Genomic DNA, 14,720 nt, shown 5'->3' on the forward strand with positions numbered 1-14,720 from the left:
TGTGGACACTGTAGCGGATCAGGTGGGGCTGTCAATGCTCAGACCAGCGAACCTGCAAGAAGACCGTTTTTGGTTTTTGGGAATGCTCTCTCTGGTCAGTGGCTGTCCAACCCGGTTCTGCAAATTGTTGCTGTCATGGTCGACCCTCATCCCGGCAGCGATCCATTTCTTTATGGGAGGTTTCGGGCAGCTCATCCCAACTGGAACGGATAGCTTCAATGATTTCGGATTTGGCTGCATAACGGGATTCCAGCAATTCCCGAACTTCCTGTTACATCGAACGATTGGCTGCCTTTGCTCGCTCCCGTAATCTTTCTATCAGTTCTTCAGGAAGGTTACGGATAGTCAGTGTCGCCATGCTGTACCTTGGTGAGGTCATTTTTCCACATACTAGCGCAGTGACAGCAAGCTGCCCGTTTTATTCAAATATTTACGCTATTCAAATGCTCAAAGACAATACTGATAGAGCGTGAGAGCGGCTCATCTGCCAGAAAGATGGATAGCGGTATTATGTGACTAACGTCGTATGATATCCGCCTCTTCTAAAAAAACATATTCCAAAATAGCCCTTCGACCAGCCCTTTCAGCGGTACGGATTGACGGGATATTAACGTTGTTGATGGTGCCCAGCAGAGTACTTTCTGACTCACTCCCAAGCAATCGAATCAGTTCTGATTGTGCTGCGGCGGCCAGTTGTTTTCCCCGGTATTCAGGCAGCACAACCTCTTCAGTAATCCAGTGCCCTGTCAGAAAAGAGCGTCGTCTATAGTCACAGCTGATAAATCCTGCCGGTTTTGAGTCATAGTGAATGATGAATGCATGACCATCCGCTATTGCTGCACGGATATCTTCTTCTTCGGCGGGAAATATCAGTTCAGAGAGCTGTGGTTGCTGTTTATGGGTTGCCTGATAAGCAGCGTTTATCGTACTCATGCACCAGTCCAAATGGGATGGGTCGCATTTTTCGAGAATCTTTGACTTTGATGAAGTGGTTTCAGTGACCTGCTTAGGGATACTTCTGGCATAGAAAAGTTGGTCAATATTACCCGCTTCTTCGATGCCAGCAGGCCGCAGAATTTGAAGTGAAGTAGCGCCTAAGGGTTGCCAGACACGAAATATTTCCCGGATGGCTGATTCTGTGAGGGGCGATGAGCTGGCAATGAGTTCAATAAACGGGCGCTTAATATCACCGCCAAAATAGCGAGGTCCTGTCAGGTAAGATTCACCCTCTACCTCAATATTTTTCTGCAAGAAAAACTCCTGAGGTAATCCGGTTTCCTTAAATGGAAAACGAGAAGAAAAGTCAGGATCACTGCACCAGTTGTGGTTTTCTTTTAAAAAGTCAGAAATCCCTGAACTCAGGGTATCAGCAGGTATAGGTAATGTGCTGAATGTATTCATCATGTGGCTAAACATGGAACGAAACCTCCTGTTAAGTGACTATACTCGAACCTCAACTCAGCGGAGATAATGCGAGGTATAATGATAGTGCTTATCCGTATACGGTTATATTTTATATTCACAATATTTTTATCAGTTTTAGCTTTAGGTGGAACGACAAAGGTGAATGCCGGTGGTTTTTTTCAAGTGTTAGACCAAGGTAAAGTCAGGGGGGTAATCCTGAGTTATTTGTCCGCCAGAGATCTTTTTTCTCTCATGGAAGCTCTTAATATCGGGGCTTATCAACGCATTAGTATGCTTATAAAACACGATTTATACAATAGAGTTAATGCTTTCAACCTTGATTACATTACCCCTTTGCTATGGCGCGAGTGCGAAGATCAGGAGCACAAATGGCATGACTACAGAGCCTTTACGCATTGGTTTCATGAATTTGAAGATGAGTTTGACTACCCGGAGATCAACGATCATATAAGAGGGGTACCAATGCCCGGGATGATTGAGTATAAACCCTTGGTTAGTATTGCAATAGAAAACATAAAATTCGTTATTTCTTATACTTGGATAATGGCAGGGAATGAAAACGAATGGCATGTATTTGGTGAAATGGTAGATGATTCGGTCTTCTATTTTAAATCGGAGTGCTGTTATACCGGCTTTACTGCATGGGGAACCGGTTTAATATGGTTAGCGCCAAGCTGGGATTACTTATTACAAAATATGAGTGAGTCTGAAACCGAGATTTTTATTTCGTCTTTGAATTTAGATGACTTATCTAAAGATGTTTTAATCCACTCAAAAGCAGTAGAGTCTTCAGAGTGTAAAGAACTGTTTAGTTATTTTTTGCAAACCTTGATGTTGAAAGATGAGTACGAATCATACAAGGCGCAAATCAGGTTTGAGCATCAAAAATTAGATTCAAAAAAACTGCCGTCCTATATAAACTAACCAAATTGAACTTAACACGTATGCAGCAGTCTATTTTAAATACTCACCACTTTTGCCGTGATAAAAAACTTTCTAAAACTAAATGGAGTTTTGAAAAATGATGAAAACCAAAACACTGGCAATTACCATTTTGCTCTGCTCTTTGTTTACATCAAAAAGCTTTGGTGATATCAACTACTCGCCTTTCTCTTACGATAGACTCAAAAATCGCACAGAGAAGTTTTTACTGGTACGCATAATCATCGGCTCAGAAGTTGTTAACCCTCTGACCTTTGTCAATATCATGGAGGATAAGCGACTTAATCCAGAAGATACCCTTCGTGTACTCTTCCTGAATGCACATGATATACCTGAACATCAGATAGAGGCTATTGCAGAACTGTATGATGATGATTACAGTCTAATCTATAATCTGCAGACCGAATCAGATAAGATACAGGCAGCTTTTACTCCTGAGAATGTTGAACATGACGAATTCTTTTTTAGTTTTGTAAGAACTTTTAATGATCAAATCGAAAACCCAGCATACGTCAGCGACATTATTAAAGCATCTGTTTTTTATGATTTCAGGCATTCTTGTGCATTAGATCTCGATGTAAGGCTACTAAAGCCATTAGAAGAAATAGACCAGGCAAATAAACCTTTAATTGATTCGCCTTATTTCCATTCCAATGAGCATTATTTGGATTACCCTGTGGATCCCTATACATTCAGAGACGTGTCAGCGAATGGTCAGCTGTATCTCGACGCTTATTACAGAGGTCAATACTTGAAAGAGGAACAGATGCTAGAAAAATCTGACGACAGACTGAACCATATCAATAAAAGACCTGGTTTTAATTGGCATTCCATCAATGTAGCGAAAGAAAACGATAATACCTTCAATATTTTATTGCCTGCAGTAAAAGCTCCCCTGCTGCTTAGAAATGAAATGGATATATCTAATGCCCAGAAGCTTGAGTGCACAAGAGTTGGAATACATTATCTTGATGAAAGAAATCCAAAAAAGCAGATGGAAAGCATACTGAATGAGCAAATAAAAAGAGCAAAAGAACTTATTAAAGCACCTATGGATGATCAGTTATATAACGTAAATAGCCTGAAAATAATCGAAACATTTATTCGTCTGCCACAATAAAAGGTTCATGTACGGTCAGGTTGTGATTTTTGAATATGTCCTTAAATTTTTCTGTCTGTACTTTTCTTTCAGGGAGATATCCAAGGGCTTTTGAGTTAAAATATTTCCCTTAAATCATACCCAGGGCTTACGCATGAAGATAATCATTCTCATTTAGCCCCAACAATGAATGATTTCAATAGCTGAGACAGGTATCTGTTGCTCCACCCAGCCTTTTTACGCTTTGTCTTGATGCTCCTCTTACTGGTAACGTCAGCCTTCAGAATATTTAGGGCAATACGACGCAAGGTAGACAGATTTTCAGCAGCGCATTCATCTTTGGTTTGGCAAGCATCTTCATCAAAGGCAACGTCCAGCATCCAGTGCAGACTATTTTCCACTTCCCAGTGCTGGCGCGTTGCATTGAGCATTCCCTCGGCTGTCATGGTTTTGCTGGAAATGTAGAACCTTAGAGCTGTCGTAGCTTTGCCATCAATTGTTCGATCAGACTGAACGACACCAAACTGCTTTGTTCCTGTCCATTCATCAGCTGTTGAAAGAGCCGAAACGTCATCAAAAACCCAGCAGCAGCGATATTCATGACGACCATGACCTTTATTTTTGCTCTCAAAAAATGCATCTGATACTGGCTCTTCCGGGTTGCTATTCCATCGCTCTTCGACTGCTGTCTGAATATCGTTGTGCAGTGTTTTCTGGTTTCCTTTAACAGCAAGAAGATAATCTGCCTCCTGGCTTATGCAGGTTTCTGCAATACTTTTTTGGCAGCTGATTGCATCGGCTGTAATCATGCAGTCTTTCAAGTCGATAGCTTCAAGAAGTTGAGGGAGAGCGGTTATCTCATTCGACTTTTTATCAACCTTTTTTTGCCCTAAGACCAGACTCAGTCTAGTGCTCCAGGCGCTAACCATGAGGACTGCTTTTTTACCCTTGCCTTTTCCCTTAGAACCCTTGATAACCTTGCCGTCAATTGGAATGATTTCAGCATCACCATCAGGTATATCAAGGGCTTCAGGATAAGCAGATTTTACCCACCGGGTGAAGCATTCCTGAAATTCATCCGGTCTGAGCATGCAAAAAATCCGGTAGAAGGTGTCGTGCGACGGAATACCATTGGGAAGCTCAAGAAATAAACGAAACCAGTCTTCTTTTTCTTCACCGAACTCTTGCATATCTTGCCATGTATCAGCCCCACAGATGATGGCACACACAGCAATCACAAGAACATCGTTAAAGTTATGCTCGCAGGAAGAAGCACGCTTACGTGGGTCGGTCAACTCGTTGAGAAACATGATTAGCGGTTCAGGATTAATAGGCATCAGACGTAAAATTGGGGTATTTTACAGCTTTTAAGCACAGATGTGTTAGCCATGATCAACTCATGATGCGGCAAAGCTATTGCTTTGCGCATCTAAATGAGAATGATTATTCTCATGCGTAAGCCCTGGTGGATGGCGTTTAGAAATCCTGAATTAATTGGAAACACTTAGCGCCAGCTTGGCCGGTCAATCTGCTCCGTCAGTAGAGTCAGGATCAGGCTCTTGTTAGCCGCTGCCAATTTTATGCAAGATAAACTCAACTCGTTCAGCAACGGATACTTTTGGAGCTTCAATTAGCCGATAACCGAACTGCTTATAAGCTTTCACCATTTCATTATACGTTGCAACAGCCTCATTGAAGCTTTGCTTGCGATCCGTATCATTTTCGTAAATCGATTCCCATGGAGGAAAAATAAATACGTTTCGATTATAAGCCAACTCATGGCATTTTTTTAGCAAGATATCGGATATCTGAATTTTCTCAAGTTTACTGTATCCATATGAGTCAATGATGCTTCGGTCAAAGAATGTGAGAACAGAGTTACCGTAATTTTTGTAATTGCTTATTTCTTCAAAAACCATTTCATCTCTAAAGGCAACCTTATCGATCCAAGGTAACGCTGAACCTTGAGAGTTAACCTGAGACTGTATAACTTTTCGTCCGACCTCTGGGGCAGTTTGATACCCTAAACAACTTAACAGACTAATGATGGTGGTTTTTCCTGAACCGGGTCCACCGGTAAACACGACTCTATAATTCACACTAACCTCTCTCGATAGGCATCTATGTTGCGTCTATCCGCCTACAGATAGTATTAATACTGCTACTATTCCTGCATGGCTAATATCACTGAAATTCTCAGTCAGATGAGAAGTAACTTCAAAGAGGCTCTTTGCTTCTGGCAATAAAAAGAGCGCATAGAGGTTGACAAAAATGAATAAGCAAATTGACAGATATACATACCGGGTAACATGGTCTGAGGAAGATCAGGAATACGTTGGTTTATGTGCCGAATTTCCCGGCTTAAGCTGGTTGGAAGAGACACAACTATCCTGACACAGGGGGGTATGTACAGAACAAGAAACTCGCCGCAAGGCTCGATACAAACAGCCGCAATAGCAGCAAGCCTCCGAGAAGTCCTACTGGTTTACTTGTTATGAGCCGCTCGCACATACTACCAAGTTTGATCCAAGTCATGTGCGTAGATGTCAATCGCATCCTTGTATGCTGTAATGTTTGGTGAATCTGTTGTTTTTAACAAAATTTGAAGTAGCAATCTGACAGACTCTTTGTGTTTGCCAAGATTATACAAATTCATTGCATAGAAAGGGATCAGTTCATCCCTGTCAGTGAATTCAGAAACTAACACTTTGAAGAATAAATCAGCTTCTTCATAGTTGCCTATGCATCGTAAACTGCTGGCTAACCCTAATAAACAATCGAATCTATCATCTTTTGATAAAGCACCATTTAGTGCATTTTTATAATATGGAATGGCATCCCGTTCCATACCTTGAGCGTCATAATTCCATGCTATCTGTAAGAACGCTTGACCAGAATACTTTTTGTCTGTGATGAGGCTTTCTAATTTTCTAATTGATGCTGCGAAGTTTTCTTGTTGTCGCAATTTAATTGCATCATTAATGATTGATTGCATAATGTTCCTTTAGGCTCATATGTGTTATGTTTCATTGTTAAAATCAAATGTTGATTCTTTTTGATGAAATATAAAAAGAGGATAGGGACTAAGTACAAAGATTTCCCCCTCGGTATTCATGCTTTTACATTGCCCAATAGCTATTTCTTTTTGCTCAGGCATCTTAAAACAATTGGGCTCTCCAAGCAGAATGAAGTTTGCTTTTTCGATAGTGATTTTTACCAGCCTATCCCAGTTTGATTTGTCATTGTATCTTGGGTCATTAAAAAGTTTCAGCCCTTGAACCGAAAGGCCTTTGTAAATTTTACCCCTGCAATTTGCTACTGAAACTTTATGTTCGAGAAACTCAGTATATGACGGTATATCTCTAATAGCTTCAATCATCGGATAGCTAATAAAAACTTTGCCATTTTCTGTTTCTTCATTAAAGATGTCTAATATTGACAAGAATGAATCTACAGTAAAACCTGTATCTTGACACTCAAAGTCAAAAAATAGAAAAACTTGATTGAAATCATCTCTTGTATAGTTATTTAAAATATCCTTATTTCTGGAGACATCCTTTGACTCCCTAAGTATTTCTACTATATCTAAATCTTCATCATCTTTTAATTCTTTATACAGTTCAAAAATATCATTACCAAAACTACAGACTAAAATATTTTTCTCATCGAGATATATGCTTTTCAAAGTTTTAAAGTATTGAGATTCACGCTTCTCACCTTCGAAAATACATAAGATATTACTCTTAGGAGACATACTTTAAACCCTTGTATATTTTCTCCAGGTTGTGTGCTTTTCTTAAGTCTTTATCAACAAGCTCATAAAATGGATATTGCTTATCTAACAGAATAAAATAACTATCAGGTCTCAGTAAATCATTAGACATGATGCTTAAATTATGAGTTGTAAGTATTGTTTGACAATCTGCTTGTATTAGCTTTTTGACAACCATTTTTGATAATGAAAAATGATAATATGCGTCAAATTCATCAATGTAAGCAAAAGTTAATTGATTACTATCTAATTTAAGCCACCAATAATAAAAGATACCTAGCGACATTGTACCTGTAGAGGCTGCTAGTCTAAAATCGACTGAGTGATTTTTAAATTCGAAAACAATTCGTTCTTCACTGCTTTCTCCAACAGCTTTTAACTTGCAATCAACTCCAGCAGAGTTAAGAAAATCTTCAAAATCATCTAATCTCTCTGAATCAATAATAGCTTTAGACAACCTTTTGCTGTCTAATATTTGACCATAATAATCAGCATTTTGTAATAGAGTTCTGAAGAAAACCATGCCAGAAACAAATTCTATAAACTTCTTAAAAATTTGGGATTCAATATCGCTTTTATCAAGAATTGCATTGGATTTTATATACTTAATGGCTGATATATTTGTTTCAGATAAATCCTTGTTAAGAGTTTCTGTTCCTGATAGGTTTGTTTCTAAAAGGCTCTGCTTGTCTCGATTAAAACAAATAACCACTTTGTTATTTATTTTCAAACTTTCATAAGTTGTAACGTTGGGAGAATCTTTACCGTAAGCGTATTCAACTAGGTGTTTTCCAAACTTAAATATATAAACAAACTCAGCAATACTTGATTTTTCATTGTCACCATTAAAATAATTCATATTTAACGATGGCATAACAGGAATATCATTAATATGACAAGTTAGATCTAAAATAGCCAGCCCCAGATTTGATTTGCCACTGCCATTTTGTCCATAAATTATGGAGCTTTTAACTATACCGTCTTTAATAGTTTCAGTATTAAATTCATAATTTTTTTTAGTTTCAAGATCGAACTCATACCAATCCTTGAAGTTCCTAAACCCCCTTACTGATATTTTCTTAAGCATGACATGCACCATGTATTCATATAGTCAATCGTATTCTTGTATTCTAACACCATCTAGAAGGTTTGCCGTAAAAAAATTACGGCAGTGAAGCAGGGCGATGTGAAACATAATGCCAATTTCAGCGGCTGCACCGCAGGCGCAGTTTTGGTACGCCAGGCATGGGCAATCCCGTGAGGGTTGTGCGGAGGCAGTCTGACCGAAAAAGTGCGAGCCGATGGAGACTGGGTGTTCTCCAGAAACTTTCGAATTTACTTGTGAGTTTTTATGAAACTTCTAACCTTTTTGTCATGTAATAGACTTCTGCATTTTCAAAGAAATCATCAAGTATCATTTGTGTTTTATATCCATGCTTTTTATAGAATGGTTCTGCCTGAAAGCTTGCAGTCTGAAGCATGGATGAATGACAACCTTGTTGCCTGGCGTGGGATTCAAGCTTTAAAAGTAATTCAGAACCCAAGCCTTTTCCTTTTTCAGTTTCATCGACCCATAAATATTCAACTGAGAGCCAATTACCTCTGATACGACCTACAACACCAGCTATTTTTTCTCCGGTCTTATTGTTCAGGTAACAGACGATATCATCATCTCTGACTCCTTCCAGAAATGGGCGGTTAAAACTCCTTATCCCTTCTCTTATTTCTGAGATTTCTTCTTTACTTGGTTTTTCGTTCAGAATAATTTGCATAATTTTTGATGAACTTTTTTGAATATAGTTAACACCCATTTATACGACTCAGTTTCACATAACATACTGTAGATCTGATGTGCGTACCGGCGGATGGCGTTTAGAAATCCTGAATTAATTGGAAACAATTAACGCCAGCTTGGCCGGTCAACCTGCTTTCTCAGTAGAGTCAGGATCAGGCTCTTGTTAGCCGCTGCCAATTTTATGCAAGATAAACTCAACTCGTTCAGCAACGGATGTTTTTGGAACTTCAATTAGCCGATAACCGAACTGCTTATAAGCTTTCACCATTTCATCATACGTTGCAACAGCCTCATTGAAGCTTTGCTTGCGATCCGTATCATTTTCGTAAATCGATTCCCATGGAGGAAAAACAAATACGTTTCGATTATAAGCCAACTCTTGGCATTTCTTTAGCAAGATATCGGATATCTGAATTTTCTCAAGTTTACTGTATCCATATGAGTCAATGATGCTTCGGTCAAAGAATGTGAGAACAGAGTTACCATAATTTTTGTAATTGCTTATTTCTTCAAAAACCATTTCATCTCTAAAGGCAGTCTTATCCATCCAAGGTAACGCTGCACCTTGAGAGTTAACCTGAGACTGTATAATTTTTCGTCCAACCTCTGGGGCAGTTTGATACCCTAAGCAACTTAACAAATTAATGACGGTGGTTTTTCCTGAACCGGGCCCACCAGTAAAAACTACTCGATAATTCAAACCAACCTCTCTTGATAGGCTATCTATGTTGCTTCTATTCGCTTGCAGATAGTATTAATAGTGCTACTATCTGTCCATGGCTAATATCACTGAAATTCTCAATCAGATGAGAAGTAACCCCAAAGGCGTGAGGTTCAAAGACTTGTGTAGAGTCTGTGACTCATACTTTGGTACACCAAGGCAGTCAGGATCAAGCCATAGGGTGTATAAGACACCTTGGGTTGGTGATCCAAGAGTCAATATTCAAAATAGCAAGGGCAAAGCTAAACCTTATCAGGTACGGCAGGTGTTACAGGCGATTGAGCGCATAGAGGTTGATAAAAATGGATAAGCAAATTGACAGATATACATACCGGGTAACATGGTCTGAGGAAGATCAGGAATATGTTGGTTTATGTGCCGAATTTCCCGGCTTAAGCTGGCTGGAAGAGACACAAGTAGCCGCTTTATCAGGAATCCAGAACTTAGTTTTAGATACTGTAAAGGAAATGAAAAACGCAAATGAAGAAATACCTCAGCCATTTTCAACCAGGGACTACAGCGGAAAAGTTCTCTTAAGAATCACACCAGAAACGCATCGTTTACTGGTTATCCAGGCAGCAGAATCAGGAGTGAGCCTGAACCGCTATATAGCCAGCAGATTGCACTAATGGACTGTCCCGGCAACAACTTCCGGATTTCAAGGAAATGCCAGACAGGCTACCGCCAGAGGTCATCTGGCCGTAGGTCAGAGAGCGTGGTTCTCGGTAGCTCTTGGTAGTTATCTTTTAACGCAAGAGTCTACAAAATTCAGAGGCAAATGTATCTAGCCTGCATGACTTTGACAGCGAATTTGTGAGAGGAAAAAAGAAGACAGACAGCAGGCCCCAGTGAGCTTGAGGCCAGCCACTCTGACTGAAAGATCAGGCAACAACACCTAATTCAGAATCAACCAGACTGCCACGCAAACTGTGAGGGAACGCCTCAACAATCTCAACGTCAGCAAATCGACCAATCAGACGAGGCTCTGCACACTTGAAGTTCACCACACGGTTGCACTCTGTGCGGCCACTGAGTTCGCCCGGGTCTTTTTTGGAGTAGCCCGTTACCAGAATTTTCTGAGTGCTGCCCACCAGACGACGGCTGATTTGCATAGTCTGTTGATTGATTCGCTCCTGCAGGATTTGCAGTCGCTGCTTTTTGGTGGACTCTGGAACATCGTCGGGCATATCCGATGCCGGTGTGCCCGGACGTTTGCTGTAGATAAAGCTGAACGACGCATCAAAACCGATCTCGTTGATCAGGTTCATGGTGTCTGCAAAATCTTCATCGGTTTCACCGGGAAAGCCCACGATAAAGTCAGAAGAGAGACTCAGGTCAGGGCGGTGTTCACGCAACTGGCGGATCTTGTCCCGGTACATCTCAACTTCGTGGTTACGCTTCATCAGGGAAAGAATTCGGTCCGACCCGGCCTGAACAGGTAGATGCAGATGGCTGACCAGCTCCGGCACTTCGGCGTAAACATCGATCAGGCTCTGGGAGAACTCTTTCGGATGCGAGGTGGTGAAACGAATGCGATCAATGCCATCAATGGCAGCAACAATGGTAATCAGCTCAGCCAGGTCACAAGTAGTACCATCGTCTTTTTCGCCACGGTAAGCATTGACATTCTGCCCCAGCAGATTGATCTCCCGAACGCCTTTCTCGGCCAGGCCGACGCACTCGGCAATCACATCGTCCATGGGGCGGCTGACTTCTTCGCCACGGGTGTAAGGGACGATACAGAAAGTACAGTACTTGCTACAGCCTTCCATAATGGACACGAAAGCCGTTGGCCCTTCCACAGAAGGTTCTGGCAGGCGATCAAACTTTTCAATTTCCGGGAAGGTGACATCCACCACAGGGATATGGTTGTTTTGGGTGGCATCAATCATTTCGGGCAGGCGGTGCAGGGTTTGCGGCCCGAATACTACGTCGACCTGGGGCGCACGTTTGCGGATGGCTTCCCCTTCCTGGCTGGCGACGCAGCCTCCTACACCAATTACCAGGTCGGGATTGGCTTCTTTCAGTTTTTTCCAGCGGCCCAGTTGATGGAAGAGTTTTTCCTGGGCTTTTTCCCTTACAGAGCAGGTGTTTACCAGCACAACATCGGCTTCTTCCGGATTGTCTGTTAACTCCAGGGTGTGGGTTTCTCCGAGCAGGTCAGCCATTCGAGCTGAGTCGTACTCGTTCATCTGACAACCGTGGGTCTTGATATAAAGCTTTTTTGTTGCGCTCATGCTTTCGTTCTGCACTGTAACGGGTCCGAAGCCCCGAAGCGGTTATGTCTAGGAGCCTGACCGAGAATAGCAAAACCAGTGAAAACTGATCTGGCCGTTGAAAAGGTCGTCATTATAGCGGCAGTAATCACCGGAAGGTAGTGAGCAATATTTCTGACCTCCATGCAGGGATTACGTGAAAATTAACCGGTTACAGCTCATCACTCAGGCTTGTTTTGGGGGCGTAGACAGGTTTGAGTGTCATTTTTACAAACCCGGTTTTCATGGGAATATAGCTGTGCATGTCGGTTCTTTGCAGACGAACGGTGTCCAGAAGGTCGGCTGCATCCATTTTGTCCAGGGCATCATAGAACTCTGCCTCTTCCGATGAGAAACGATGGCTGAGCATGCCAAGAGCAGTCTGGATATGGCCTATCTCAGGGTAAATGACGCTGGCCAGCTGCATTCCAACTTCTATAGCCTTACTGAGGATTTTGCCGATCAGTCGGAAGGGGATGTCCCAGCTATTTTCCATCACAGTCAGTTGTACGGAGTCGGCATCCAGCCAGATAATCAGCTCTGTTTTGCCTTCATTGACGCCTTTTTTTCTGGCCCAGGGGATTTCAACCGTATCTTCACGAATGACCTGGTCGCCATTGTAATAAGTCAGGTGTACGTAAATTTCAGGCTTGGTGAAATGCCAATGGACCTTATGCAGGCTCAGCTCGAGCAGATAGGCGCGCTCAGGCAGGCGTTCGGTGCTAGTGGTACTGGGATCGACAATGGGTTTTGCAGAAAGCACCGGGATGCTGTGCCGACCGGGGCGATGAACCAACAGGATGACATCTTTGTCCAGGTCATTAATATGCTTCACAGTGAAGTCGCAGTGTTTTTCCTGACAGGATGTGGAACTGGCTACTTTCATTGTGCGGGGCTGATTCCGCTCTTTTGGTAACAGGAAGCCAATGTAAGGACTATCGGTTGTTTTGACCTTGCGATAGCGCAGTTTCATCAGGGAATCTTTGTTTCGCTTACCGTGATGGAAACAGTCTGCCACTCTATCCAACTCTTCCATCTGCTTAGTGAAATCATCCAGATAGGCTTTGGGGACTTGTGGATACTGTTTCTGAATGATCTCAGGGAGGTTACGCAGGGAAAGATCCCCCACTTCATCTAAATACGAGGGGTCGGTGGTCAGTTTACGAATCTGATCCAAATGTTCCGACGGCTCAAGGGTTTTGATGAAGTTCTCTTTAGCATCAGTAAGCCTTTGCTCTTTCTCCTTCAAAGAAAGCGCATCCATGTCGGAACAGTTGTTGTCGGCAAAAGCAGGAAGGATGGAAAAGCACAAAAATAAAGCAATAAACAGCGGGGGACGTGTATTCATAACGGGCCTGGGGAGGATTTAAGGTACAAACGTGCAAGATATTGAAAGGAAAACGGAGGACATAAAGTTATTAGATAAGGTTGTCCAATCTGTCAAATTCCTCTGCCCAATATCAGGATAATTTAATCACACCTGCGGTATTCCCTTGGTATAGACTGGCTTTTCATTAGCTCATGGTGGCTCAGTCTGTGGTATGCTAGCCGCCTTTTTTATCACATGCCTGAAACGACCAAAGGGGTTGGAAGCCGTTTTCATCGCCTTTGCACATGAATGTTTTTCATTAAGGTTTCCGGCGTCACAGGTGTTTGGAGTCAATGTCGAAATCCCAGGTTTTTCGCGTTATTTTTCAGAATGAGTCTGAAGTCTTTGAAGTTTATGCACGACAGATTTTCCAGAGTGAACTCTGGGGATTTATTGAAGTAGAAGAATTCGCTTTTGGTGAGCGCAGCCAGTTGCTGGTGGATCCCAGTGAAGAGAAACTTAAAAGCACTTTCGAGGGCGTTAAGCGCAGCTACATTCCTTTGTCGTCTATTATCCGTATCGACGAAGTTGAAAAAGAGGGCGCCGCCAAGGTGTCTGAAGCGAAGGGCAGTAATGTTAAACCCTTCCCTATGCCGCCAGCATGAGGTTTTGGGGCTGAGCTCTGGGTGGTGCCTGCTGGCATCCGGTCCAGCAGGTGTCGGTGGTCGTTTATTTTTGATTTACGTCTGCCTGCTCGAAAGCCCGGTTCTGGTCCTTTAGCAGCATAAACAAACCGGTTCCCAGCAGGAGACTGCCCAGGGCCATCAGATAATGGAACAGGTTAAGCCTGAGGTAGCCAGCCAGAGTGCCTTGATTGCCAATGACCAGACCGCCAATAAAAAAGCTGATGAAGGCAATCAGCAGTAGACCTTTAGGCCCGGGTTCTATCTGGGCTCTGAGTACGCTAAGCAGGGCGATCAGCAGACTGACCGCCAGCAGGGCATCCCTGTAGAGCGCTTCAACCCCGTACCAGCGGGTTATTTCATAGGCCAGACAGAGTCCGATGATCATTCTTCCCCAGGCCGGTTTACTCCACTCCCTGTTAGATAAAAGCAGCGCGATGGCGGTACCAATTAACGGGGGAGAAAGGTAAGTAGCCGCATTATTCAAAAAGAGATAGACATCGTTCCAGACCTCTGAAAAGCCAAATTTCAGCGTGCCCGCCAGCGAAGCCAGGGCAATCAGCAGGAAGCCCAGAAGGGCTCCCTTGGTAGCCGTTCTGTGAATCCCGGCAAATGCTTTTTGCTGGCAAAGCAGGAACACAGCAAAGCTGCTGGCAGCTGCCAGCACCGCATCGGAAAGAGCCAGTGAGCTCATAGTAGACATTCCAGGATCAACGTAT

16 protein-coding genes are annotated in these 14,720 nt (G+C 42.5%); 4 read left to right on the forward strand and 12 right to left on the reverse strand.

The window, feature by feature from the left end; translation table 11 throughout:
• Positions 1-133: 133 nt before the first annotated feature.
• Together K7B67_RS23925 and K7B67_RS23505 are read right to left on the reverse strand one after the other, a co-directional pair.
• Positions 134-256, reverse strand: coding sequence for a hypothetical protein (locus K7B67_RS23925; RefSeq protein WP_256484639.1), 123 nt, complete (start codon positions 254-256; stop codon positions 134-136).
• Between the two features lie 260 nt (positions 257-516).
• Positions 517-1,251, reverse strand: coding sequence for a GNAT family N-acetyltransferase (locus K7B67_RS23505; RefSeq protein WP_252178270.1), 735 nt, complete (start codon positions 1,249-1,251; stop codon positions 517-519).
• 231 nt (positions 1,252-1,482) lie between these two features.
• On the opposite strand from K7B67_RS23505, the gene K7B67_RS23510 reads away from it, so the two are divergent.
• A complete protein-coding gene (locus tag K7B67_RS23510; RefSeq protein WP_252178271.1) occupies positions 1,483-2,349 on the forward strand; it encodes a hypothetical protein in 867 nt (288 codons plus the stop codon).
• 97 nt (positions 2,350-2,446) lie between these two features.
• On the forward strand, positions 2,447-3,487 hold the full coding sequence (locus K7B67_RS23515) for a hypothetical protein (protein ID WP_252178272.1): 1,041 nt from the start codon (positions 2,447-2,449) through the stop codon (positions 3,485-3,487).
• A 149-nt stretch (positions 3,488-3,636) separates the two neighbouring features.
• On the opposite strand, the gene K7B67_RS23520 is transcribed toward K7B67_RS23515, so the two are convergent.
• From K7B67_RS23520 to K7B67_RS23550, 7 genes are all read right to left on the reverse strand, one after another.
• On the reverse strand, positions 3,637-4,776 hold the full coding sequence (locus tag K7B67_RS23520; RefSeq protein WP_252178273.1) for an ISAs1 family transposase: 1,140 nt from the start codon (positions 4,774-4,776) through the stop codon (positions 3,637-3,639).
• A 252-nt stretch (positions 4,777-5,028) separates the two neighbouring features.
• Positions 5,029-5,565 carry an AAA family ATPase gene (locus K7B67_RS23525; protein WP_252178274.1) on the reverse strand — a complete coding sequence of 179 codons (537 nt, stop codon included), beginning with the start codon at positions 5,563-5,565 and terminating at the stop codon, positions 5,029-5,031.
• Between the two features lie 413 nt (positions 5,566-5,978).
• Positions 5,979-6,461 (reverse strand): tetratricopeptide repeat protein, encoded by a 483-nt coding sequence (locus tag K7B67_RS23530; protein ID WP_252178275.1) that lies wholly within the window; start codon positions 6,459-6,461, stop codon positions 5,979-5,981.
• A 24-nt stretch (positions 6,462-6,485) separates the two neighbouring features.
• The gene (locus tag K7B67_RS23535) at positions 6,486-7,220 is read right to left on the reverse strand and encodes a hypothetical protein (protein ID WP_252178276.1); all 735 of its coding nucleotides are present in this window, start codon (positions 7,218-7,220) and stop codon (positions 6,486-6,488) included.
• Positions 7,210-8,325 carry an AAA family ATPase gene (locus K7B67_RS23540; protein ID WP_252178277.1) on the reverse strand — a complete coding sequence of 372 codons (1,116 nt, stop codon included), beginning with the start codon at positions 8,323-8,325 and terminating at the stop codon, positions 7,210-7,212. The genes K7B67_RS23535 and K7B67_RS23540 overlap by 11 nt, the downstream gene beginning before the upstream one ends.
• A 262-nt stretch (positions 8,326-8,587) precedes the next feature.
• Positions 8,588-9,049, reverse strand: a complete 462-nt coding sequence (locus tag K7B67_RS23545; protein WP_252178278.1) for a GNAT family N-acetyltransferase — start codon at positions 9,047-9,049, stop codon at positions 8,588-8,590.
• 147 nt (positions 9,050-9,196) lie between these two features.
• The gene (locus K7B67_RS23550; RefSeq protein WP_252178279.1) at positions 9,197-9,733 is read right to left on the reverse strand and encodes an AAA family ATPase; all 537 of its coding nucleotides are present in this window, start codon (positions 9,731-9,733) and stop codon (positions 9,197-9,199) included.
• Positions 9,734-10,056: 323 nt separating this feature from the next.
• On the opposite strand from K7B67_RS23550, the gene K7B67_RS23555 reads away from it, so the two are divergent.
• Positions 10,057-10,383, forward strand: a complete 327-nt coding sequence (locus K7B67_RS23555; RefSeq protein ID WP_252178280.1) for a toxin-antitoxin system HicB family antitoxin — start codon at positions 10,057-10,059, stop codon at positions 10,381-10,383.
• A 252-nt stretch (positions 10,384-10,635) separates the two neighbouring features.
• On the opposite strand, the gene miaB is transcribed toward K7B67_RS23555, so the two are convergent.
• Positions 10,636-11,991 carry a tRNA (N6-isopentenyl adenosine(37)-C2)-methylthiotransferase MiaB gene (gene miaB, locus K7B67_RS23560; protein ID WP_252178281.1) on the reverse strand — a complete coding sequence of 452 codons (1,356 nt, stop codon included), beginning with the start codon at positions 11,989-11,991 and terminating at the stop codon, positions 10,636-10,638.
• A 190-nt stretch (positions 11,992-12,181) separates the two neighbouring features.
• Positions 12,182-13,357, reverse strand: a complete 1,176-nt coding sequence (locus tag K7B67_RS23565) for a hypothetical protein (protein ID WP_252178282.1) — start codon at positions 13,355-13,357, stop codon at positions 12,182-12,184.
• A gap of 314 nt (positions 13,358-13,671) precedes the next feature.
• On the opposite strand from K7B67_RS23565, the gene K7B67_RS23570 reads away from it, so the two are divergent.
• On the forward strand, positions 13,672-13,983 hold the full coding sequence (locus K7B67_RS23570) for a DUF1820 family protein (protein WP_062262787.1): 312 nt from the start codon (positions 13,672-13,674) through the stop codon (positions 13,981-13,983).
• Positions 13,984-14,047: 64 nt separating this feature from the next.
• Here K7B67_RS23570 and K7B67_RS23575 read toward each other — a convergent pair whose 3' ends face one another.
• Entirely contained in the window at positions 14,048-14,695 is a 648-nt protein-coding gene (locus tag K7B67_RS23575; protein ID WP_252178283.1) for a hypothetical protein, read from the reverse strand.
• Positions 14,696-14,720: the final 25 nt, after the last annotated feature.

This window comes from Endozoicomonas sp. 4G (assembly GCF_023822025.1).
Lineage (GTDB): Bacteria > Pseudomonadota > Gammaproteobacteria > Pseudomonadales > Endozoicomonadaceae > Endozoicomonas_A.

What these genes read in the sequence shown, in the direction of transcription:
- K7B67_RS23545 (WP_252178278.1), bottom strand. Translation starts at nt 9,049, where the DNA reads ATGGGTGTTAACTATATTCAAAAAAGTTCATCAAAAATTATGCAAATT.
- K7B67_RS23510 (WP_252178271.1), top strand. Translation starts at nt 1,483, where the DNA reads ATGATAGTGCTTATCCGTATACGGTTATATTTTATATTCACAATATTT.
- miaB (WP_252178281.1), bottom strand. Translation starts at nt 11,991, where the DNA reads ATGAGCGCAACAAAAAAGCTTTATATCAAGACCCACGGTTGTCAGATG.
- K7B67_RS23515 (WP_252178272.1), top strand. Translation starts at nt 2,447, where the DNA reads ATGATGAAAACCAAAACACTGGCAATTACCATTTTGCTCTGCTCTTTG.
- K7B67_RS23555 (WP_252178280.1), top strand. Translation starts at nt 10,057, where the DNA reads ATGGATAAGCAAATTGACAGATATACATACCGGGTAACATGGTCTGAG.
- K7B67_RS23575 (WP_252178283.1), bottom strand. Translation starts at nt 14,695, where the DNA reads ATGAGCTCACTGGCTCTTTCCGATGCGGTGCTGGCAGCTGCCAGCAGC.
- K7B67_RS23535 (WP_252178276.1), bottom strand. Translation starts at nt 7,220, where the DNA reads ATGTCTCCTAAGAGTAATATCTTATGTATTTTCGAAGGTGAGAAGCGT.
- K7B67_RS23530 (WP_252178275.1), bottom strand. Translation starts at nt 6,461, where the DNA reads ATGCAATCAATCATTAATGATGCAATTAAATTGCGACAACAAGAAAAC.
- K7B67_RS23540 (WP_252178277.1), bottom strand. Translation starts at nt 8,325, where the DNA reads ATGCTTAAGAAAATATCAGTAAGGGGGTTTAGGAACTTCAAGGATTGG.
- K7B67_RS23570 (WP_062262787.1), top strand. Translation starts at nt 13,672, where the DNA reads ATGTCGAAATCCCAGGTTTTTCGCGTTATTTTTCAGAATGAGTCTGAA.
- K7B67_RS23520 (WP_252178273.1), bottom strand. Translation starts at nt 4,776, where the DNA reads ATGTTTCTCAACGAGTTGACCGACCCACGTAAGCGTGCTTCTTCCTGC.
- K7B67_RS23565 (WP_252178282.1), bottom strand. Translation starts at nt 13,357, where the DNA reads ATGAATACACGTCCCCCGCTGTTTATTGCTTTATTTTTGTGCTTTTCC.